The organism is Spiribacter pallidus (assembly GCF_040838495.1).
Classification (GTDB): domain Bacteria; phylum Pseudomonadota; class Gammaproteobacteria; order Nitrococcales; family Nitrococcaceae; genus Spiribacter; species Spiribacter pallidus.
This window is the reverse complement of the sequence record NZ_JBAKFM010000002.1, coordinates 523,889-545,314: the sequence shown is the minus strand read 5'-3', so window position 1 is coordinate 545,314 and position 21,426 is coordinate 523,889. Positions and strand designations below refer to the sequence as shown.

The following is a 21,426-nucleotide window of genomic DNA, read 5'->3' as shown; positions in this document are numbered from 1 at the left end:
CAGGACGACCGTTTGGCCGCAAAGCTGCTCTCGCCGTTGGGTCATGGCGTGGCGATGCTGGCCCGGTGGCGTTACCAGAGGGCGATTGCGGGACGAACGGCGATTGTCTGGCCCGCCGCCCCGGTGATTGTTGTGGGCAACATCAGTGTCGGGGGGACGGGCAAAACGCCACTCACCATCTGGCTGGTCGAGCGGGCGAGGGCGCTCGGTTATCACCCGGGGGTGGTGCTGCGTGGCTATGGCGGGCGCGACAACGGGCCAACGGCGGTGGCTGCGGACAGCCGCCCGGGGCAGGTGGGTGATGAGGCGGTGCTGATTGCCCGTCGTACCCGAGCCCCGGTATGGGTGGGCAAGGACCGGCCCGCGGCCGCGGAGGGATTGCTTGGTGATGGACGCGTCAACATGATCTTCAGCGATGATGGGCTGCAGCATTATCGCCTTGGCCGGGATGTGGAGCTGGCGGTCGTGGATGCTCGACGCGGGTATGGCAACCAACGCTGCCTGCCTGCCGGTCCATTGCGCGAGCCGGTCGAACGGCTGGCAACGGTGGATCTGGTATTGGCCAACGGCGGTCGGTTGGATGGCGCAACCGGCAGATTTGACATCAAGCCGGCCCGGCTTTTGCCGTTGGACGGCGATGATGACCGACCAGTGCCACGCCCGGGTCAAACGGTCGACGCGCTGGCCGGCATCGGCGATCCGGCACGGTTTTTCGGCCAGCTCGAGGCCCTGGGGTTTGTCGTACGGCGTCATCCATTGCCTGACCACCATGACTTCTCGGCCGCCGATTTTCAGTCCATTGGGGACGATCCGGTCATCATGACCGAAAAAGATGCCGTGAAATGCCAGGACCTAGCGCCGGCCAATGCATGGTATCTGCCGGTCGCCGCCGAGCCGGATGCAGCCACCACGGCTCACTGCGATGCCCTGCTGCATGAGGCGGTCCGGCGGTTCGAGCAACGATCCAGGCCAGGGAGAGCGCCATGACCGCCTTTCGTATCATTATCCCGGCCCGCTACGGGGCGAGCCGGTTGCCGGGTAAGCCGCTGCTGGCCCTTGCCAGCCGGCCGGTCATCGAGCATGTCTATGACCGCGCTGTCCAGACCGGTGCCGAGCAGGTCATTGTGGCAACCGATGACCCGCGAATCGCGGACGTGGCCGAAGGCTTCGGGGCGACGGTCAGCATGACCCGCAGCGACCATGCCAGCGGCACCGATCGTCTGGTGGAAGTGGTGGATGGCCTTGATCTGCCGGCCGATGCGGTCATCGTCAATCTCCAGGGCGACGAACCGCTCATGCCCCCGGCGCTGGTGGTACAGGTGGCCGGTTTGCTGTCGGCCTCACCCCGGGCGACGATGGCCACGCTGAGCACGCCCTTGCGGGATGCGGATGAATGGCATGACCCCCATGTGGTGAAAGTCGTCACCGATCATCAGGGCCGCGCGCTTTATTTCTCGCGTGCCCCCATCCCCTGGGACCGCGCGGGCGCCGGCGGCGAGGCGGTGGCCCTTGCGCGACGCCACATCGGGCTTTACGCCTATCGTGCCGGTTTTCTGCGAGACTATCCGCAATTGCCGGTCAGCCGGCTTGAGCAGCTTGAACAGCTCGAGCAGTTGCGTGCCCTCGAGGCGGGGGTGACCATCCAGGTCGCCGATGCCATCGAGGTGCCCGGGCCAGGCATTGATACCGCGGAAGACCTCCTGGCGGCAGAAGCACGACTCTCGGAGGAAGGGGCATGACGGATCAGGTGAAGGTGTTATTTGTTTGCATGGGCAACATCTGCCGCTCGCCGACGGCCGAGGGGGTGTTTCGCCACAAACTGATGCAGGCCGGGCTCGACGGGTATATCCACACCGACTCGGCTGGCACCCACGACTATCACATCGGCCGGCCGCCGGATGCCCGCTCGGTTGAGGAGGCCCGCTCGCGGGGGATCAATATCTCGGATCTCAGGGCACGGCAGGTCGATCGGTTTGATTTCGAGTTCTTCGACCACATCCTCGCCATGGATGCAGCGAACCTTGAGTACCTGACCGCCATGGCACCCGCCGCCCACCGAGAGCGCCTGGACCCTTTGCTGGGCTATGCCCCGCAGCTCGGTACTCAATGGGTGCCGGACCCCTATTTCGGGGGCCGGCACGGGTTTCGACAGGTCTACGACCTCATCGACCCGGCCGCCGAGGGGCTGCTCGAGTCGATTCGCTCGCGCTACTCGCTACCGGTCCCGGCTTCCTGATCCAGAGCCGGGCCCTCGGCCTGTCCGTCGTCGGTGTTGGCGGCATCGGCCGGCAGGCGGGGTCGACCGGACCAGCGCCGCGGGTCATCGGTTCTGGCCCTGTTTCTGGCCGCTGGTTTCGGGGCTTTCTTCGCCTCGTCATCGGTATCGGCATTTTGGGATTTACGCCGTGCCGGCGCCGCTTTCTCGCCATCCTCGCCGCCGCTTTTGTCGCTGCGTTTGCGCGATGTACGCGAGCCACCGGACTTGGCGGCCGGCTTGGCGGCTGGCTTGGCGGCTTCGTCCGACGCGCCTTCCACCGCGGCCGCGCCGTCCGCGGTTTCGCCCGCGGCGTCCGACTGATTTGCGGCATCCGTTGTCGTGTTGTCCTCGCCCGAGCCGCCCCGACGCCGGCGCCGACCACCACGGCGACCCCGCCGACTGCGGCTACCACTGCCGCTGCCCGAGGCGTTAGCGCTTTGCGCTTCGGCCGGGTTGGCGTCGCCTGTCTGCGGGGACGATTCCGTTTTCGCTTCGGCGATTGCGCTGTCGCCGGATTCATCGGCGGCTGCGGCCTGGTTGCGGCGCTGCTGGCCGCTTCGACGGCCCCCGCGGGCGCTGTTGCCGCCGCTACTGCGATTACCGGACTGACTCCGCCGCCGTCGCTCGCCCTGATTGCGGCCGCCGGACTGACCGTCGCCACGGTCTTTTTCTTCGCTCTGCTGAGCCGGCGATTCCGAGGCATTCTCGCCGGTTTCGGTCTCGCTTCCGGTGACCAGCCGTTTCAACCAGCCCATCAACCCAGGCCCGGTATCGCCAGCCTCGGCGGTCTGGGGCTCGGCAGGGGCGCTTTGTGGCCTGGCGGGTTGCCGGCTCGGGGTTGGTGCCGGGGTGCTGGGGCTCACGCCACTGACCGCAGGTTTCTCGGCCTTGGGTCGTTCGGCGGTGAGCAATTCTTCGCCCTTGTCGGGTTCGGGGCGTTCGTCGGCCATCCGATAGCTGAGTGACTCTTCCGGCGTTTCGTCACTGCGCAGTCGCTGCAACTCGTAGTGCGGTGTCTCCAGATGCCGGTTGGGAATCAGCAGGATCTCGATGCCGTTGCGCTGTTCGATGGTGGCGATGATCTCGCGCTTTTCATTGAGCAAGAAGGTGGCTACATCCACTGGCAGCTGCGCGAGCACCTTGCCGGTTTTCTCCTTCATCGCCTCTTCTTCGAGGATGCGAAGGATGGAAAGCGCCAGGGATTCGACGCTGCGAATACTGCCCTGGCCGCTGCAGCGGCTGCAGAGCTCCAGCGAGGACTCGCCAAGCGAGGATCGCAGCCGCTGACGCGACATCTCCAGCAGCCCGAAACGCGAGATGCGACCCACCTGCACCCGCGCCCGGTCCTGTTTGACCGCATCACGCAGACGATTTTCTACCTCACGCTGATTGCGGTTCGGGCCCATGTCGATGAAGTCAATGACGATCAGCCCACCCAGATCACGCAGGCGAAGCTGGCGGGCGATTTCCTCAGCCGCCTCGACATTGGTCTTCAGCGCCGTCTCTTCGATATCGGCGCCTTTGGTGGCCCGTGCCGAGTTGATATCGATCGAGATCAACGCCTCGGTATGGTCGATCACGATGACCCCACCGCTGGGCAGCCGCACTTCGCGCTGGAAAGCCGATTCGATCTGGCTTTCGATCTGGTAGCGGCTGAAAAGTGGCACCGCATCGTCGTAGTACTTGAGCTTTTGCAGGTTATGGGGCATGACCTGCTGGATGAACTCGCGGGCGCGTTCGTAGACGTCCCGATCGTCGATGAGAATCTCGCCAATGTCCGAGCGCAGATAATCGCGCAGCGCCCGGATGATGACATTGCTCTCCTGGTAGACGAGAAACGGCGCGGGTTTTTCTTCGCCGGCTTTGCCCACCGCACTCCAGAGGTTGCGCAGGTAATCGAGATCCCACTGCAGTTCCTCGGTATTGCGGCCCACCCCGGCGGTGCGCACGATCAACCCCATGCCATCGGGGACTTCGAGCTCGCGAAGCGCATCGCGGATTTCGTTGCGTTCGGTCCCCTCGATACGACGCGAGACCCCGCCGGCCCGCGGGTTGTTGGGCATCAACACCAGATAGCGGCCGGCGAGGCTGATGAACGTGGTCAACGCGGCACCCTTGTTGCCACGCTCTTCCTTTTCGACCTGGACGAGGACTTCCTGGCCTTCCTTGATCACATCAGCGATCGAGGCCTTGGCCGGATCCACATCCTTGTTGCCCTGGAAGAACTCGCGGGCGATTTCCTTGAACGGAAGAAACCCGTGGCGCTCGGCGCCGTAGTTGACGAAAGCCGCCTCGAGGCTGGGTTCAACCCGGGTGATGCGGCCTTTGTAGATGTTGGCCTTTTTCCGCTCGCGGGCTGGGGTTTCGATATCGAGATCGTAGAGCGACTGGCCATCGACCAGCGCAACGCGCAGCTCTTCGGGCTGGGTTGCATTGACGAGCATTCTTTTCATGCCGAATGATTCTCCGGCGCATCCCCGTGCCGTCCGAATAGCATCGCTTTGAGCCGGCGCTCGCATCCCGCACGGGGCTGAGCGACAACGGCCAGATCATTCCGATAATCAGCGGGTCTGTCAGGCGATGGATTGGAAGGGCAACAAGACCCATCATGGTGTGTTGGTTCCAGACGCCGGGGAGGCGCATTGTTGGTTTGAATTGGTTTGTCTCAATGGGATGGCCTCTGCCACCCCTGCGAAGCATTCTTCCACTGCCATCGGCGAGCGCGGATACCGCGGCATCGCATCGATGTAGCAGAGCAAGAATAGCAACCAGCGCCGGTTTCGTCCAAAAATCCGGTAGGATTTGGCCATGGCTCAACCGATCATGCCCCGTCGCCCATGAACTCAGCGGTCCGCACCGAGACCGTGCCCGAGGCGCTCGCCGGCCAGCGGGTGGATAATTTCTTGCTGCGCCACTTGAAAGGCGTCCCGCGGACCCGTGTCTACCGGCTCTTGCGTCGCGGCGAGGTCCGCGTCAACGGGGGGCGCGTCAAACCCACCCGACGGCTTGCCGCCGGCGACCGGGTCCGCATTCCACCGGTGCGCGCCAGCGACAATCGCCCGACAACGCCCTCGGCATCGGTCGCCAAGCGGCTCGAGGCGGCGATCCTGCACGAGGACGAGCGCCTTTTGATCATCGACAAGCCCTCAGGCCTTGCCGTCCATGGCGGGTCGGGGATTGCCTACGGGATAGTCGAAGCGCTGCGCACGCTGCGGCCGCAGTGCCAGTTCCTTGACCTCGCCCATCGCCTCGATCGGGATACCAGCGGCTGTCTGGTGCTTGCCAAACGGCGCTCGACGCTTCGGGCGGTCCACGCGGCTTTTCGCGATGGCGGCGTTGATAAGCGCTACACCGCTTTGCTGCATGGTGACCCCGGGGGGCAGCGGCGGCGGGTGACCCGGCCATTGGCGGCGGCGACCGGCAAGGGCGGCGAGCGCATGATGCGGGTTGACCCGAACGGGCAGCGGGCCGAGACGGCGTTCAAGCGCCTGGCGCAGTATCCGGACTGTGCCTTGGTCGAGGCCGATCTCTACACCGGGCGCACCCATCAGATTCGCGTCCACGCCGCTTCGATCGGCCATCCGGTTGCCATGGACGATCGCTACGGCGATGCGGCGGCGGATCGGCGGCTGCGGGCATTGGGCCTGCGCCGTCTTTTTCTCCATGCCACAAGCCTTGCCTTTGATACGCCCCAGGGGCGTGTCTGTGTATCGGCGCCGCTGCCCGCGTCACTGACCACGGTTCTGGAACGGCTGCAGTCAGGATCGGTCTCAACCGACAGTCAATAATAAGAAGGGATGAGCACACCATGACTGAGGACGAGCACTGGGCGCGGGAGAGTCTTCGGGACATTGCCCTCGCCGGCATCCGCGAACAACGGCGAGCGAGACGTTGGAACATCTTCTTCCGGTTGTTGACGATTGCGCTGCTTGTCACCGCGGTGACGGTCCTCGTCATCCCGGGGATCGGCGGTGGCGGCTTGGTGGATGGGCCGCACACGGCGGTCGTGCGAATCGACGGGCCCATCGCCGCTGGCCGTGATGCCGACCCCGAGCGTGTCATCCGTGGGCTCGAGGCCGCGTTTTCGGCGCCCGCCGCCCGGGCGGTCATGCTCGAGATCAACAGTCCCGGGGGCACGCCGGTAGCGGCCAGCCGCATTTATCAGGCCATTGAGCGACTCCGTGCGCAGCATCCGGCCAAGTCGGTCTATGCGGTAGCCGGCGATACCATGGCTTCGGGGGCCTATTACGTGGCGGCAGCCGCCGATGAAATCTATGTCGACGGGGCGTCCGTTGTCGGGTCGATTGGTGTGGTCAGCCGTGGCTTTGGCTTCACCGACGCCATCGACGCGCTTGGCATCGACCGGCGCGTCTATACCGCCGGCGAGAGCAAGGCCGATCTCGATCCGTTCGCCCCGGCAAGCCCCGAGGCCGAGGCCCGGATCGAGGCCATTCTCGATTCGGTCCATGCGCAGTTCATCGAGGCGGTTCGGGCTGGCCGGGGCGAGCGGCTGCGTGGCGAGCCGGATGCGCTATTCAGTGGGCGGATCTGGAGCGGTCAGGCGAGTATCGAGCTGGGGCTGACCGATGGCATCGGCACGCCGCGCCAGGTTGCCCGCGAGGTGATCGGGGCGGCCAACCGGGTCGACTACACCCCGCGCCGTCGTTTCATCGACCAAGCGCTTAATCGCCTGGGCAGCCGAATCGCGAACAGCCTCATGGACGCGGTGCGGTGGCCGGCGCTGCAGCACTGATTTGATTACGGGCGCTTGATCCCGAGTTGGCCAAGCAAATCGGTTAGCGCGATTAAAGGCAGCCCAATCAATGCGTTGGGGTCGTCTCCTAGAATTTTTTCGAAAAGCGTGACGCCTAGCCCCTCAGCCTTGAAAGCGCCGGCACAGTCCAGTGGGGATTCGGCATCCACATAGCGTTCGACAGCGCTTCGCTCGAGCCGGCGAAAGTAGACATCCGTGGGTACGTAGGCCGATCGGGTGCGGGCGGACTCCGGGTCGTACACAGCCACAGCGGTTGCGATGCGAACCCGCCGGCCGCCAAACCCGAGCAGCTGTTCGATGGCGCGCTCTCGGGTGTGGGGTTTACCCAGGATGTCGCCATCGCGGCTGCTGCACTGGTCCGACCCAATGACCACCCGACCGGGCACCCGGGCGGCGACCGCCTGTGCTTTTTCGCGGGCCAGCCGGCAGACATAGACTTCGGGGTCCTCGCCGGGTTGATGTGACTCGTCGATGGCAGGCGAGTGCTGCTCGTAGTCGAGGCCGAGCCGGTCAAGGAGCATTGCGCGGTAACGCGAGCTGGATGCAAGGATCACTGGGGTCATGGTTTCTCCATTGTCATCTTCGGGCAGGCTCGCCGACCGGCGATCGCACTGCAACTTTGTTTTGACAGCTTTTGCCCGCGCCGAATATCATCCGTGGGTTATGCAAGCGCCGCTGTTACCCCGGCAGGTCGAACTCAAGCGCCTGGGATCAGGCCGGCATGCTTACGAGGGCCAGGTGCCAGTCGAGGCACTGGCCGAGCTCGAGGGTGCCGGCGAGCGACCCGGCCCGGTCCAGGCGTCCATTATGCTGGACCTGAGCGGTTCGATGCCGAGGGTGACCGGGCGATGTGAGGGCAGCATACAGCTGCAATGCCAGCGCTGTCTCGAGCCGGTGGACGTGGCGCTTGAGAGCGAATTCGAACTGGTCGTGGTTGACCGGGCGAGTGATGCCGACGGCCTGGATGAGGGTCAGACATGGGTTGAGGCCCCGAGAGGGATCCTGGATCTGGCAAGACTCGCCGAAGAAGAAATGTTGCTGGCGTTGCCGGTTGTCGCGCGCCATGAAAACGCGGACTGTGATGGTGGTCAGCGCCATTTCGGCCCGCCGGGTGAACCACAGCCGGAGCGCGACAACCCGTTCGCGGCATTGAAGGCGCTGCGCGAGAAGGGCAGCCCGTCTGATGAATAGACAACATTGAAATCAAGCAGGATTGGAAATGGCCGTACAAAAATCGAAAAAGACCCCTTCCCGCCGCGGCATGCGGCGTAGCCACGACGCGCTCAAGGGGCCGGCGCTCAGCGTCGAGTCCACCACCGGTGAGACCCATCGCCGGCACCACATCTCTGCCGATGGCTTCTATCGCGGCCGCAAGGTCATCGAAGGCAAGGACGACTGATCCGATCAGCCGCGCCGACCGGCTGCGTCCAGGCGATGCCGGGACGTGGCCTTTTGTGCATGGGGCTAGGTATGGCACAGGATGTCTAGACGCTGTCGCTTGGCAATCGATGCCATGAGCGGCGATGCCGGTGTGACCGCCACTGTTCCGGCGGCCGCATCGGTGATGGCCTCGGATCCGGATCTTGAGCTCATTCTCGTCGGCCAGCCGGATGTGCTGCACCCGGCGCTACAGCAGGCCGGTTTGTCCGACCACCCGCGACTGCGCGTCCAGGCCGCCAGCGAGGTGGTCGAGATGGACGAATCGCCCTCCCAGGCCTTGCGCTATAAAAAAGACTCATCAATGCGACGGGCCATCGATCAGGTGCGCCAGGGCGAGGCGGATGCCTGTGTCAGTGCCGGCAATACCGGTGCGCTGATGGCCACCGCGCGTTATGTCCTCAAGACCCTGCCCGGCATCGATCGGCCGGCGATCTGTACCACCATCCCCTGTCGCGGGGGCGAGTTCCGCATGCTCGATCTCGGGGCCAATATCGACTGTTCTGCCGAGCATCTGTTTCAGTTTGCCGTGATGGGGGCCGAGCTGGCCGAAGCGGTGAGCGCGGGGCAGCGTCCGCGTATCGGGCTGCTCAACCTGGGCGAGGAAGAGATCAAGGGCAATGACCAGGTCAAACAGGCGGCGCAGCTGCTGCAGGCGAGCGACATGGATTATGTCGGCTATGTCGAGGGTGATCGGATGTTCGCCAATGTGGCCGATGTGGTTGTCTGTGACGGGTTTACCGGTAATGTGGCGTTAAAGAGCAGCGAAGGTGTCGCCGCCATGATCTCGCACTACCTGCGCGAGGAGTTTCAGCGCAATCTATTCTCGCGACTGGCGGGCCTGGTGGCGCTGCCGGTGTTGCGTTCGCTGCGCCGTCGACTCGATCCCCGGCGTTACAACGGCGCGAGCCTTTTGGGGCTGCGTGGTGTGGTGGTCAAAAGCCATGGCGGCGCCGATGAGGTGGCCTTTGCCCAGGCAATCCGGACTGGCCGGGTCGAAGCAATGCAGGCGATCCCCAACCGCATCGATGCCCGACTGGGGCAGATTTTTGGCAAGGAGATGGCACGTTGAGCCAGGCGCGCATAGCCGGAACCGGCAGCTACCTGCCCCGGCGGGTCATGACCAATGCCGAGCTCGAGTGTCTTGTCGATACCAGCGATGAGTGGATCCTTGAGCGCACAGGGATCGCGCAACGGCACATTGCCGCCGATGGCGAGACCTGTGCGGATCTTGCCGAGCAGGCTGCCCGGGCCGCCATGGCCGCCGCCGGGCCGGATAACGGGTCGATCGATCTTGTCATCGTCGCCACTTCGACGCCGGAACATGTCTTCCCGAGTACCGCCTGCCGGCTGGTGGAGCGGCTCGGACTGCCGGGGGGGGTCATCGCCTTCGATGTCGCGGCGGCCTGCTCGGGGTTTGTCTATGCGCTGGATATCGCCAACCGCTTTATTCGCACCGGCGGCGCCCACCGGGCACTGGTCATCGGCGCCGAGGTCTTCTCGCGCATCCTTGACTGGAGCGACCGCAGCACCTGTGTGCTCTTTGGTGACGGCAGCGGCGCGGTTGTCCTCGAAGCCAGTGATCAGGCCGGCATTCTCTCGACTCACCTGCACGCCGATGGCCGTCAGACCAGCCTTTTGAACGTCCCCTGGGGCGTGGGGCAGGGGTATGAGGCGCTCGAAGCCGAGCGGGGGACGGTGAGCATGCGTGGCAACGAGGTTTTCCGGGTCGCCGTCCGCACGCTCGGGGGGTTGGTGGATGAAACGCTCAAGGCCAATGGCCTGGAGCGCGGGGATGTCGACTGGCTCGTTCCCCACCAGGCGAACATCCGGATCATGGATGCGACGGCCCGCAAGCTTGGGCTGCCTGCCGAACGAATGGTCAGCACGGTGGCCCGGCACGGCAACACCTCAGCGGCGTCCATCCCGCTGGCGCTTGACGAGGCGGTTCGCGATGGCCGGATCCAGCGCGGCGAGTTGCTGTTGCTAGAGGCGTTTGGTGCCGGGTTTACCTGGGGATCGGCATTGATTCGTTACTAATCGGACAGGATGATGATACAGCGACCCAATCTGGCATTTCTCTTCCCCGGGCAAGGTTCCCAGTCGATCGGCATGCTGGCCGCACTGGCCGATCGGCATGCACTGGTTCAGAAAACCTTCATCGAGGCCTCGGCGGCCATGGGAACCGATCTGTGGCAGCTCATCCAGGCCGGGCCCGAATCGCAGCTCAACCGCACCGATTATACCCAACCCGCGATGCTGACCGCCGGTGTTGCGGTGTGGCGGGCATGGCGTGAGGGCGGCGGCCCGATGCCGGGGTGGATGGCCGGCCACAGCCTGGGCGAATACACCGCGCTGGTGGCCGCCGGGGCGCTGGATTTTGCCGAGGCGGTCGCGCTGGTGCGGGATCGCGGCCGCTATATGCAGGAGGCGGTTGCCGAGGGCGAGGGCGCCATCGCTGCGGTATTGGGGCTGGATGACAGCGCCGTCGAGGCGGTCTGCGAACAGGCCGCCGAAGGCCAGTGTGTCGAGCCAGTCAATTACAACGCGCCCAACCAGGTGGTGATTGCCGGCCACCAAGCGGCGGTGGAACGGGCGTTGGTGGCCGCTAAGGAGGCCGGCGCGAAGCGCGCGGTCCCGCTGCCAATGAGTGTGCCGGCGCATTGTTCGCTCATGGCGCCGGCAGCGGACCGTCTCGCCGAACGACTCGCCGGGGTGGCGATCAACCCGCCGGAGATCCCCATCGTCCATAACGTGGATGTCTCGCGCAGTGCCGATCCAGCCACCATCCGCGAGCGGCTGGTCGCGCAGGTCCGCTCACCGGTCCGGTGGGTGGGCTGTGTGCAACGACTCCAGGCCGAAGGGATCAGCGAGTGTATTGAATGCGGACCCGGCAAGGTCCTCGCCGGTCTGAATCGCCGTATCGACCGGCAATTAACGACAAGGCCAATCGATGACCCGGATTCACTGGCCGAAGGGCTCAATGCAATGGAGGAGCGATGAACGGGCAACTGGATAACGAAATCGCATTGGTGACCGGCGCGAGCCGCGGCATTGGTGCTGCGATCGCAACGGCCCTGGGCTCGGCCGGCGCGACGGTCATCGGGACGGCCACCAGTGCCCAGGGCGCCGAGGCGATCAGCGCGACCCTGGCCGAGGCGGGGGTCAGCGGCCGTGGCATGGTCCTTGATGTGCGCGACGCCGAGGCCGTTAACCACGTGGTCGCCGAAATCGGCAAGACCGAAGGCAACCCCGGGATACTCGTCAACAACGCCGGTGTGACCCGGGATAACCTTGCTATGCGCATGTCCAACGAGGAATTCGACTCGGTCATCGATACCAATCTCAGCGCGGTCTTTCGCGTCTCGCGGGCGGTCCTGCGCGGCATGATGAAAGCAAGACGGGGCCGGATCATCCACATCAGCTCGGTGGTCGGGCTCATGGGCAATGCCGGGCAGGTCAACTACGCCGCGGCCAAAGCCGGACTCGGCGGGCTGACCCGCTCGCTGGCGCGCGAAGTCGCCCCGAGGGGGATTACCGTCAATGCCGTGGCACCGGGGTTTATCGAGACCGACATGACCGCCGCGCTGGAGCCGGCGCAGCGGGATGCACTGACCGGGCAGATTCCGTTGCAGCGTCTAGGTCAACCCGCCGATGTCGCCGGGACCGTAGTGTTTCTGGCCTCGCCGGCGGCCGGTTACATTACCGGCGAGACCATTAGCGTGAACGGCGGGCTGTATATGTCCTGACAGGACGCTGGCGGATCGTGACAGGATTCCCTAGAATACGCCCGCATTGGCCGGGCGCTGGCCTTTATACCGCAATCCGAGAGGTAGGAGCGAGATGAGCAGCATCGAGGAACGAGTCAAGAAGATCGTCGTTGAACAGTTGGGGGTCAAAGAAGAAGAGGTGACCGCCGAGGCTTCGTTTGTCGACGATCTGGGGGCAGACTCTCTGGACACTGTCGAGTTGGTGATGGCACTCGAGGAAGAGTTCGAGTGTGAGATTCCGGACGAGGAAGCCGAGAAGATCACCACCGTTCAACAAGCCATGGACTACATTAATACTCACCTCGAGTCCTGACCGCCTTGCGCCCTGCGGGGGCAGGCGTCGAACCGACGTGAGTCGCAACAGGGCCGGCCTCGACCGGCCCTGTTGTTGTGGGCAGAACAAGCGGACGAGGTAGCACGCGTGAACGGAAGACGGGTGGTCGTGACAGGGCTTGGCATTGTCTCGCCGGTCGGCAACCGGGTCGATACGGCATGGCAAGCAATCTGTAACGGCGAAAGCGGCATCGGCCCCATCGAGCGCTTTGACACCGAGGGCTTTCCGGTGCGTTTCGGGGGCGAGATCCGCGGCTTTGACGTCGAGGCGTATCTGCCCCGTAAGGATGCCCGAAAAATGGATCCGTTCATCCACTACGGCGTTGCCGCGGCCATGGATGCCAAGGCCGATGCCGGGCTGGAGATCACCGCAGAGAATGCCGAGCGAGTCGGGGTATCGGTGGGCTCGGGCATTGGCGGCATCCATTCGATCGAGGAAGGCCACAAGAGCTATCTGCAGTCCGGCCCGCGCAAGATTTCACCGTTTTTCATCCCCAGCGCGATCATCAACATGGTATCCGGCAATCTCTCCATTCTGCTCGGTGCCAAGGGCCCCAATCTGGCGACGGTGACCGCCTGTACATCGGCGACCCACAATCTGGGGCTCAGTGCGCGGCTGATCGCCTATGGCGATGCGGATGTCATGTTCGCCGGAGGTGCCGAGTTCGGCACCACCCCCACCGGTTTGGGCGGCTTTGCCGCGGCACGGGCGCTTTCCACCCGCAACGATGATCCAGCGGCGGCGAGCCGACCGTGGGATCAGGACCGGGACGGGTTTGTGCTGGGCGATGGGGCCGGGGTGTTGATTCTCGAAGAACTGGAACACGCCCGACGGCGCGGTGCGACGATCTATGCCGAGTTGGCGGGGTTTGGCATGAGTGGTGACGCCAACCACATGACTCTGCCCGCCGATGATGGTGAGGGCGCCCGACGCTGCATGGATGCTGCGCTCAATGATGCGGCCATGAACCCCGATGAGATCGACTACATCAATGCCCACGGGACCTCGACAAAGGCCGGCGATCGCGCCGAGGTCCAGGCGGTGGTTGGGAGTTTTGGCGAACGGGCCCATCAACTGCCCATGAGCTCGACAAAGTCGATGACCGGCCATCTGCTTGGCGCCGCCGGGGGGATCGAGGCCCTTTTTACCGTGCTGGCGCTGCGGGATGGCGTGGTGCCGCCGACGATCAACCTCGACGCACCGGATGAAGACCTGCAGATGGAATTCGTGGCCAAAACGGCCCAGGAGCGTCCGATCCGCGCGGCGTTGTCCAATTCCTTTGGCTTTGGCGGCACCAACGGGACGGTGATCTTCCGCGCCGTCGAGGGGTGAGCGGATGACGGTCGACTGCCTTGTCAACGGGCAGCCGACCGGTGCCTTGGGCGCCTCGGACCGGGGGCTTCGCTATGGCGATGGGGTGTTCGAGACCATTGCGGTCGTCGACCATCAACCCGCGCTTTATCCCCGTCACCTCGCGCGACTGCGGCGTGGCTGCCGGCAACTGGGTATTGATCCAGCCGTCGCCGACCAGCTGTCCGACGACGTGGACCGGCTTGCGTTGCCGGCCGTCGGGGTGCTCCGTTTGACGGTCACCCGGGGTGAGGGTGGACAGGGCTACGCGCCACCGGCCAACCCCCGACCCACGCGGATCGTGCAACGCGACCCGGCGCCCAACCGACCGTCGTCGTGGTGGCGCGATGGCATCCGGTGTCGTTGGTGCCAGACCCGGCTGGCCCGTCAGCCCCGCCTGGCCGGGATCAAGCATCTCAACCGTCTCGAGCAGGTGCTCGCCCGCGCCGAGTGGGATGATCCGGCCATCCACGAGGGGTTGATGCTCGATACCGAGGGTTATCTGGCCGAAGCCACTGCCGCCAACCTCATGATCGAGCAGGGCGGGGTGGTGATCGTGCCCACCGCCACCGAGGCGGGGGTGGAGGGCGTGATGCAGGGCTTTTTGGTCGAGCAGATGAAAGCGCATGGTATCCCCTGTGAGCAGCGCCCCGTGACGGCTGATGCCCTTGACCCGGATACATCGGTGATGCTCTGTAACAGCCTCTTGGGTATCGTCGCGGTGACACAACTCGAAGACCGGTGGCTGCCTCCGGGGCAATGGCTGGGGTGGCTGCAACAACGCATTGATGATCACCGGGTGGCATTGACTCCAAAGGTGCGTGGGTGAGGATAAGGACAACGCGAAGCCAAGTATTCGCCGGCCTGATCCTGCTGGGGCTTTTTGGCCTGGCGGCGGTTTTGTTGGCCTGGCAAAACGTTGTCGAGCGCCCGCTGGGCGACGGGCCGCAGACCGTGATCCGGGTCGAGTCGGGTAGTAGTTTTGCCGAGGTGGCAACCGCGCTCGCTGACCGGCGGCGCGGGGTCAATGCCACGCTACTGCGGGTCTATGGTCGGCTCAGCGGTATCGCTGGACGAATCCAGGTGGGGGAATACCGTATCCGCGCCGAGGAATCCGCCGCCGATCTGCTGCAGCGCATGGCCGAGGGCGATGTGATCGAATATCGGTTCACCATCATCGAGGGGTGGCGGTTTACCGAGATGATGGCAGCGCTTGAGCGCGAAGCGGCCATTGACCACACGATGGGCGCCGATGTCTCCGGCGCCGAGGTCATGGAGGCCATTGACCGACCCGGTGTCCATCCGGAGGGGCGGTTTTTGCCCGAGACTTATCATTACACCCGCGGGACCACGGATGTCGCACTGCTGCGGCGGGCCAACCGCGCGCTGGAGGAGGCGCTGGCGGCGGCCTGGCAGGATCGTCATGACCCCCTGCCGCTGAACGATCCGGACGAGGCGCTGGTGCTCGCCTCGATTATCGAAAAAGAGACGGGGCTTGCGGCCGAGCGTCGACGGATTGCCGGGGTTTTTACCCGGCGTCTGCGAAAGGGCATGCGCCTGCAGACCGACCCGACCGTGATCTACGGCATCGGCCGGTCATTTGATGGCAATCTCACCCGCGAGCATCTGCGCACCGATACCCCCTATAACACCTATACCCGTCACGGCCTGCCCCCCACCCCCATCGCGCTACCGGGAGCGGCGGCCATTGCCGCGGCCACGCAACCACTGCCCGGCGAGAGCCTGTATTTTGTCTCCCGGGGGGATGGCAGCCACGTCTTCTCGAAAACGCTAGAAGCGCACAATGCGGCGGTTCGACGTTATCAACTCGGATCCGGGAGCGAGTGATGCGCGGGGCTTTTATCACCATTGAAGGCACCGAGGGTGCGGGGAAGAGCTCGGCGGTGGAGACCGCCCGTGGGTGGTTGCAAGCCGCCGGTCACCGGGTGGTGTGCACCCGCGAGCCGGGTGGCACCGGCCTGGGTGAAGAGCTGCGCGAGGTGCTGCTGTCGCACCGTGATGGCGGGATGACGCCTGCTGCCGAGGTGTTGTTGATGTTCGCCGCCCGCGCCGAGCATATCGAGCGGGTGATCCGGCCGGCCCTTGATGCCGGTGACTGGGTGATCTGCGATCGATTCAGCGACGCCAGTATCGCCTACCAGGGCAGTGGCCGGGGCCTGGGCGTGGACCAGGTCCAGGCCCTCGCCGCGTGGCTGCATCCCGATCTACAACCCGACCTGACGCTCTGGCTGGATCTGCCCGTCGAGACCGGGCTGGCCCGGGCGGCCGAGCGCAGCGCGCCGGATCGGTTCGAGCGCGAGAAAACCGCATTCTTCGAGCGGGTGAGGGCGGGGTATCAGACCATCGCCGAGCGGGCACCGGATCGTGTCCGGCGGATCGATGCCGCGCAGTCCCCGGCTGAGGTCAGCGCGGCGATCATTGACGCGCTTCAGAGGTTCGCTCATGTCGATTGATCAAGCGACGCCGCTGCCCTGGCAGGCGCCCATCTGGTCGCGATTTATCGCCAACCGCCGCGATGGCCGGATTGCGCATGCCTATCTGCTCGCCGGCCCTTCGGGGGTGGGCAAACGGCAGCTGGCGTTGACGATGGCCGCCGGGTTGCTGTGCCAGTCACCCGAGGCGGGCCTGGCCTGCGGCCATTGCCGGAGCTGTCGGCTGCGTATTGCAGGCAGCCATCCGGATTGGCGGCTCGTCGAACCCGAAGCGCGGGGCGGTGTCCTTAAAATCGACGCCATCCGTGATTTGATCGACTACAGCCATCTGACCAGCCAGTATGGCGATCATCGGGTTGTCATTCTCCACCCCGCCGAGGCAATGAACCGGGCCTCGGCCAATGCGCTTTTGAAAACCCTCGAAGAGCCGCCGCCCGGCGTGGTGCTGATTCTGGTTAGCCACGACGTGGCCGGGCTGCCAGTGACCATCCGCAGCCGCTGTCGTATCGAGCGATGCCCGCTGCCCGATTCGGCGCAAGCGGCGGACTGGCTCGGCGAGCAGGGCATTACCGATGCCGGGCGCGCCCTGGCGGCGGCCGGCGGTGCGCCCCTGGCAGCCCGGGAGATGGCCGAAGCCGGGCACATCGAGATGCTCGAGTCCCTGGCGGGGGATCTCGGCGAGTTGCTCGAGGGGGGGCGCAACCCGGTGGAGCTCGCCAGCACTTGGCAGTCGAGTGGCAGCCTGATGGTGCTCACCTGGATGCAGCGGTTGCTCACCACCGCTCGGCGGCTGCAGTGCAATGCCCGCGATGGGCTTGCCATGACCCTGGCGCCGGGGTTTGCCAAGGCGGTGGGAGGGTTGCCACCGCGCCGGCTGCATGCCGTCGACCGACAGCTGCAACAGCTGCGCTCGGCCGATCGTCAGCCCCTTGCCAGGGAGCTCGCCATGGAAGCGCTATTTCTTGCCTGGTTAATCCCGGAGGCCGATATCGAATGATTGTTGACTCGCACTGCCACTTCCACCTGCTCGAATCGACCCCCAGTGCCGAGAGTGCGCTCGCCGAGGCCCGGGCCGCCGGCGTCGATTACTTTCTCAATGTGGCCGTCGATGTCGAATCCCGCGACCGGCTGGTGGCCTTCAGTGAGGCCCACCCCAGGGTGCTGACCTCGGTCGGGGTGCATCCCTGCGGTAAGGAGACAGACCCCGCGCCCGAGGTGCTGGCCGAACTTGCCGATCATCCGGCGGTGGTGGCCATCGGTGAGACCGGTCTGGACTACGGCGCCGGCCCCGGGGATTACAGCTGGCAGCAGGCGCGTTTTCGACGCCATATCGAAGCCGCTCGACGGGCGCAGCGGCCGATCATCGTCCACAGTCGTCTGGCGCCCGAGGACACGGTGCGTCTTCTCAAAGAAGAGCGGGCAGAGGAGGTGGGTGGTGTGATCCACTGTTTCGTCGAGGATCAGCGCACTGCCGCGGCCATGCTGGATCTTGGCTTCTACCTCTCGTTATCGGGAATATTGACCTTCGGCAACGCCCGCGCCCTGCGCGAGACCGCCCGTGAATTGCCGCTGGATCGTTTGCTTGTCGAGACCGACTGCCCGTATCTCGCGCCGGTACCGCACCGCGGATCAGAAAACCGACCGGGCTGGGTTTGCGAGGTTATTCAGTGCCTTGCCGATACCAAATCAACTTCGTTCGAGGCCATTAGCGAGCAGACAGCAAAGAACTTCTTTGACTGTTTTCCCGCCGCGGCCAATGCGCTCGGTGCTAGATGAGCCGCTCGAAGATCCGAAACCCGGCAAGGTAAGTCCCCACCGCCGAGCCCAGCGAGGCAAACAAAAACACAAGCAGTGTCCGGGCGACACGGTTATGCCACCAGCCCCGCCAGTGGATGACCGCATCGCGCAGGGCACGAAAGTCCTCTACGCGGGGACGTCGCGCGAAAAGCTCGATCGCCGCGGCCACGAATCCCGCGCCAATGGTGGGATTGAGCGATGTCAGCGGCGCCGCCAGAAACGATCCCCCCACGGTCAACGGATGCCCACGGGCGAGCAGTGCGCCGAGGGCGCAGAGACTGCCGTTGATCACCACCCAGTCCATCACCAGTTGCAGCCCCAGGGCCGTGCTGCGAGAAAAACCCATGACAAAGCCAATCAGAATGACCGCCGCGACGACCCAGGGCAGCAGCCGGGGCCAGCGCGCCGGCGGCGGCACCTGATCGAGGTTTTCGCGTTCGTCGGCCGGGGCCAGCGACGGGTCGGCCAGCGCGTCGGCCAGGCCGCTCAAATGCCCGGCGCCGATAACGACCAGCACCCGGGCCGGCGGTGTGCCGGCCGCGTCGACGGATTCGCGCAATCGAGCGGCCATATAACGGTCCCGCTCGGCGATGAGCGGCGCATAGAGCGCCGATGAACCGGTGGCGAACTCGCTGAAGGTGGCCTCGAGCATATCGCCTTGCTTGAGCCGTTCGATGTCCTCGGTGCCAATATCCTGCCGCGACAGGAGGCTGCCAATGAGCCCGGTGAACAAACCCGGGCGTTGCCACCAGGGAACGTTGCGATAGACGCGCTTGAGCGTGGTGCCGATCTCGCGGTCGATGCACCAAAGCGGCAGCCCCAGCCGGCGGGCGCCCGCGATACCGGCTTCGAGTTCGGCGCCCGGGCGGATATCGAATTGCTCGGCCAGCCTCTGCTGGTAGGCACCCAGCGCCAGACTTGCCATGACCATACCGGCCTTGCTAGTGCGCAGAATCTCGAATAAGTCCATCCGCTCGAGGGCATGCGGGTCGGTCATGCTCTGGTAGCGAGTCGCGCAGAGTTCGACGGCCACGGCGTCGTAGGCCTCGCTATCGATCGCGCGACGGACATCCGCGACGCTTTCCGGCGAGACATGGGCCGTGCCGAGGAGCACGAAGCGGGTGGCGCCCACCTGGACCTCGCGTGTCAGGTGGCTTGGCTGGTGCGTTGACATGGGCGGGGATTATCCCTGAGCGCGGTGACAAGAGCCAGCGACGGATCCAATAGGTCGCATAATATATATTATGTTAAATGATGTTGGCGCAGGGATAAGGCCGTCATTAACCATCGCCCCGTCAATCGCACACCGAATGCCAATCCTCGCGGATGTCCCACTCCCGCTCGGTAAAGGGTGCCGCATCGGTCTCGAGCAAGACGGCAGCGATGAACCGCGCACAATCGTGCGGCGTCGTGAGCTGATGATTGGCCTTCATCGCCCGGAACTGATCCACCGCAGGAAAATCCTCAGAGGTTTGTTGGCGTATCAGCGCCTGCATGGGTGTATCCACCACACCCGGTCGCAGGCTGCCGATGACCACACCGCGATTGCTAAGCTCAGCTTTTAACACCTCGTAGACCATATAAAGCGCCGCCTTGCTGGTGCAGTATGCGCCCCACCCTGCAAGCGCCCGGTGTGCGGCGCCGGATGAGATATGCAGGATGCGTGCGCCCGTCGCCATGTGATCAAAGAGTGCCTGGCTGAGGGCAATCGGCGCTTCGACGTTGACGGCAAGGCTCTGGCGGATGGCATCAGTAGATTGCTCGAGCAGCGGGCCCACCGGCTCGAGCGTGCCAGCGTTATGAATCAGATAGCCCACGCGCCGGTTGCCCACCGCCGCAGCAATCCGTGCGCGATCGGCCGGGTCCGCGACATCGGCGATGCAGGGCTCAATGCCCGGCTGACCCGTGGCCAATTGCTCGAGGGCGCCCTGCCGTCGTGCCACGGCGATCACCGTATGCGAGGCGGCCAGTCGTATGGCGAGGGCGTGACCGATGCCGCTGCTCGCGCCGGTCAGAACGACAACCGGTTCTGCCTCGCTCATCCGGTCACGACCCGGACCGGCGCCTGGTCCTTCCAGGCGGTGATGTTCTCGCAGGTCTGGCTGACAATGCACTGTCGAGCGGTGCGACTGCCCCAGGCGCTATGCGGGGTCATGATGAGGTTGGGGATATCCGCGGCCAGCAACGGGTTGCCGTTTTTGGGTGGCTCTTCGGTGAGCACGTCCATCCCCGCACCGGCAATGGTGCCGCGACGCAGCGCGTCGGCCAGATCGGATTCGTTGACGATCCCGCCCCGGGCGGTGTTGATGATCATTGCATCGGGTTTCATCCGCCCGAACACCCGCGCATTGAAAAGGTCATGGGTGGCCTGGGTCAGTGGGCAGTGGATGGTTGCCACATCGGTCTCGGCGATGGCCTTTTCAAATGCCACCCGCCCCGGCCGGACGATTTCTGCCCCTGGCCGTTCGGCGATCTGCACGCGCATGCCCAGGCATTCGGCCTTGTGGGCCACAGCGGCCCCCAACTCGCCATGGCCAACCACCAGCAGCATCCGGCCGGCAAGCTCACGGATGGGATAGTCGAGAAAGCAAAAATGCGGGGCCTGCTCCCAGCGCCCTGCCCTGACGGCCTGGTGATAGTCCACCAGACGGGTATGGAGCGCCAGCATCATGGCAATGGCATGCTGGCTGACCGCCTCGGTCCCGTAGCCCCGGCAGTTCACCACCGTGACTCCGCAACGCTGGGCGGCCTCGAGGTCGATGTTGTTGACCCCGGTCGCGAGTACACAGATGAGTTCAAGCGCGGGACAGGCCTCGATGACATCGGCGCTCAGCACCACCTTGTTGACGATCGCCACCCGGGCATCACCGATGCGCGCGGCGGCATCATGGGCGCTGGTTTGATCATAGGTCACGAGTTCGTCGACCGACGACTCAAGCTCGGTGAAATCCAGATCGCCGATATCCAGCGTCTCGCGATCGAGTAATACTGCCCGTGTCATGCCCATCTCTTCCCCCTTGACTGATCAAGTCGCCCGGCGTCGGGTTATGCACAGTAATCGTGGACGTGGCGCTCCGTCCCCCAGCGCGAGAGCCAGGATGAACGGGTTGGGCGAATTTGACAATGCAAATTATGCGGAAAACTGTGTAAATACCTGAATAAAAACAAAAAAGCCCGAACTGGTGAAAGTTCCATCATCTTAACGTAAATGCGCATCGGGCAAGGGTTTGGACCACCCATCGGTAGAGCTGTCC

General features: G+C 64.7%; 23 protein-coding genes. 18 read left to right on the top strand and 5 right to left on the bottom strand.

Annotated elements, in window-relative coordinates:
- The first annotated feature begins 12 nt into the window (after positions 1-12).
- From lpxK to V6X73_RS06045, 3 genes are read left to right on the top strand one after another with little or no spacing between them, the layout of a single operon-like run.
- Positions 13-987 (top strand): tetraacyldisaccharide 4'-kinase, encoded by a 975-nt coding sequence (gene lpxK, locus V6X73_RS06055; protein ID WP_367958469.1) that lies wholly within the window; start codon positions 13-15, stop codon positions 985-987.
- Entirely contained in the window at positions 984-1,739 is a 756-nt protein-coding gene (gene kdsB, locus V6X73_RS06050; protein WP_367958470.1) for a 3-deoxy-manno-octulosonate cytidylyltransferase, read from the top strand. Before lpxK ends, kdsB begins: the two co-directional genes overlap by 4 nt.
- Positions 1,736-2,236 carry a low molecular weight protein-tyrosine-phosphatase gene (locus V6X73_RS06045; RefSeq protein ID WP_367958471.1) on the top strand — a complete coding sequence of 167 codons (501 nt, stop codon included), beginning with the start codon at positions 1,736-1,738 and terminating at the stop codon, positions 2,234-2,236. The genes kdsB and V6X73_RS06045 overlap by 4 nt, the downstream gene beginning before the upstream one ends.
- Here V6X73_RS06045 and rne read toward each other — a convergent pair.
- A complete protein-coding gene (gene rne / locus V6X73_RS06040; protein WP_367958472.1) occupies positions 2,209-4,710 on the bottom strand; it encodes a ribonuclease E in 2,502 nt (833 codons plus the stop codon). The two genes, V6X73_RS06045 and rne, sit on opposite strands and share 28 nt — an antisense overlap.
- A gap of 384 nt (positions 4,711-5,094) precedes the next feature.
- On the opposite strand from rne, the gene V6X73_RS06035 reads away from it, so the two are divergent.
- Both V6X73_RS06035 and V6X73_RS06030 read left to right on the top strand, forming a co-directional pair.
- The gene (locus V6X73_RS06035; protein WP_367958473.1) at positions 5,095-6,045 is read left to right on the top strand and encodes an RluA family pseudouridine synthase; all 951 of its coding nucleotides are present in this window, start codon (positions 5,095-5,097) and stop codon (positions 6,043-6,045) included.
- Between the two features lie 20 nt (positions 6,046-6,065).
- On the top strand, positions 6,066-7,010 hold the full coding sequence (locus V6X73_RS06030; RefSeq protein WP_367958474.1) for a S49 family peptidase: 945 nt from the start codon (positions 6,066-6,068) through the stop codon (positions 7,008-7,010).
- A 5-nt stretch (positions 7,011-7,015) separates the two neighbouring features.
- Here the strand turns inward: V6X73_RS06030 and V6X73_RS06025 are convergent, their stop codons facing one another.
- Positions 7,016-7,594: a Maf family protein gene (locus tag V6X73_RS06025; protein ID WP_367958475.1), complete on the bottom strand. Its 579-nt coding sequence runs from the start codon at positions 7,592-7,594 to the stop codon at positions 7,016-7,018.
- 100 nt (positions 7,595-7,694) lie between these two features.
- On the opposite strand from V6X73_RS06025, the gene V6X73_RS06020 reads away from it, so the two are divergent.
- The 13 genes from V6X73_RS06020 to V6X73_RS05960 all read left to right on the top strand — a co-directional run bounded on the left by V6X73_RS06020 (position 7,695) and on the right by V6X73_RS05960 (position 18,151).
- A complete protein-coding gene (locus tag V6X73_RS06020) occupies positions 7,695-8,222 on the top strand; it encodes a YceD family protein (RefSeq protein WP_367958476.1) in 528 nt (175 codons plus the stop codon).
- A gap of 28 nt (positions 8,223-8,250) precedes the next feature.
- Entirely contained in the window at positions 8,251-8,430 is a 180-nt protein-coding gene (gene rpmF, locus V6X73_RS06015) for a 50S ribosomal protein L32 (protein WP_367958477.1), read from the top strand.
- An 81-nt stretch (positions 8,431-8,511) separates the two neighbouring features.
- Positions 8,512-9,540 carry a phosphate acyltransferase PlsX gene (gene plsX / locus V6X73_RS06010; protein ID WP_367958478.1) on the top strand — a complete coding sequence of 343 codons (1,029 nt, stop codon included), beginning with the start codon at positions 8,512-8,514 and terminating at the stop codon, positions 9,538-9,540.
- Complete coding sequence (locus V6X73_RS06005) at positions 9,537-10,508, top strand: beta-ketoacyl-ACP synthase III (RefSeq protein WP_367958479.1); 972 nt, start codon at positions 9,537-9,539, stop codon at positions 10,506-10,508. Before plsX ends, V6X73_RS06005 begins: the two co-directional genes overlap by 4 nt.
- 9 nt (positions 10,509-10,517) lie before the next feature.
- Positions 10,518-11,471: an ACP S-malonyltransferase gene (gene fabD / locus V6X73_RS06000; RefSeq protein ID WP_367958480.1), complete on the top strand. Its 954-nt coding sequence runs from the start codon at positions 10,518-10,520 to the stop codon at positions 11,469-11,471.
- Positions 11,468-12,217 carry a 3-oxoacyl-ACP reductase FabG gene (gene fabG / locus V6X73_RS05995; RefSeq protein WP_367958481.1) on the top strand — a complete coding sequence of 250 codons (750 nt, stop codon included), beginning with the start codon at positions 11,468-11,470 and terminating at the stop codon, positions 12,215-12,217. Before fabD ends, fabG begins: the two co-directional genes overlap by 4 nt.
- Positions 12,218-12,311: 94 nt before the next feature.
- Complete coding sequence (acpP, locus tag V6X73_RS05990; protein ID WP_367958482.1) at positions 12,312-12,551, top strand: acyl carrier protein; 240 nt, start codon at positions 12,312-12,314, stop codon at positions 12,549-12,551.
- Between the two features lie 108 nt (positions 12,552-12,659).
- A complete protein-coding gene (fabF, locus tag V6X73_RS05985) occupies positions 12,660-13,904 on the top strand; it encodes a beta-ketoacyl-ACP synthase II (RefSeq protein ID WP_367958483.1) in 1,245 nt (414 codons plus the stop codon).
- 4 nt (positions 13,905-13,908) lie between these two features.
- Positions 13,909-14,751: an aminodeoxychorismate lyase gene (gene pabC / locus V6X73_RS05980; protein ID WP_367958484.1), complete on the top strand. Its 843-nt coding sequence runs from the start codon at positions 13,909-13,911 to the stop codon at positions 14,749-14,751.
- Entirely contained in the window at positions 14,748-15,770 is a 1,023-nt protein-coding gene (mltG, locus tag V6X73_RS05975) for an endolytic transglycosylase MltG (RefSeq protein WP_367958485.1), read from the top strand. Before pabC ends, mltG begins: the two co-directional genes overlap by 4 nt.
- On the top strand, positions 15,770-16,396 hold the full coding sequence (tmk, locus tag V6X73_RS05970; RefSeq protein WP_367958486.1) for a dTMP kinase: 627 nt from the start codon (positions 15,770-15,772) through the stop codon (positions 16,394-16,396). The genes mltG and tmk overlap by 1 nt, the downstream gene beginning before the upstream one ends.
- A complete protein-coding gene (holB, locus tag V6X73_RS05965; RefSeq protein WP_367958487.1) occupies positions 16,386-17,372 on the top strand; it encodes a DNA polymerase III subunit delta' in 987 nt (328 codons plus the stop codon). Before tmk ends, holB begins: the two co-directional genes overlap by 11 nt.
- On the top strand, positions 17,369-18,151 hold the full coding sequence (locus tag V6X73_RS05960; RefSeq protein WP_367958488.1) for a TatD family hydrolase: 783 nt from the start codon (positions 17,369-17,371) through the stop codon (positions 18,149-18,151). The genes holB and V6X73_RS05960 overlap by 4 nt, the downstream gene beginning before the upstream one ends.
- On the opposite strand, the gene V6X73_RS05955 is transcribed toward V6X73_RS05960, so the two are convergent.
- The 3 genes from V6X73_RS05955 to V6X73_RS05945 form a co-directional block, all read right to left on the bottom strand.
- The gene (locus tag V6X73_RS05955; RefSeq protein ID WP_367958489.1) at positions 18,144-19,346 is read right to left on the bottom strand and encodes a TraB/GumN family protein; all 1,203 of its coding nucleotides are present in this window, start codon (positions 19,344-19,346) and stop codon (positions 18,144-18,146) included. The two genes, V6X73_RS05960 and V6X73_RS05955, sit on opposite strands and share 8 nt — an antisense overlap.
- 121 nt (positions 19,347-19,467) lie before the next feature.
- Positions 19,468-20,214 (bottom strand): SDR family NAD(P)-dependent oxidoreductase, encoded by a 747-nt coding sequence (locus V6X73_RS05950; RefSeq protein ID WP_367958490.1) that lies wholly within the window; start codon positions 20,212-20,214, stop codon positions 19,468-19,470.
- Complete coding sequence (locus V6X73_RS05945; RefSeq protein ID WP_367958491.1) at positions 20,211-21,173, bottom strand: 2-hydroxyacid dehydrogenase; 963 nt, start codon at positions 21,171-21,173, stop codon at positions 20,211-20,213. The genes V6X73_RS05950 and V6X73_RS05945 overlap by 4 nt, the downstream gene beginning before the upstream one ends.
- Positions 21,174-21,426: the final 253 nt, after the last annotated feature.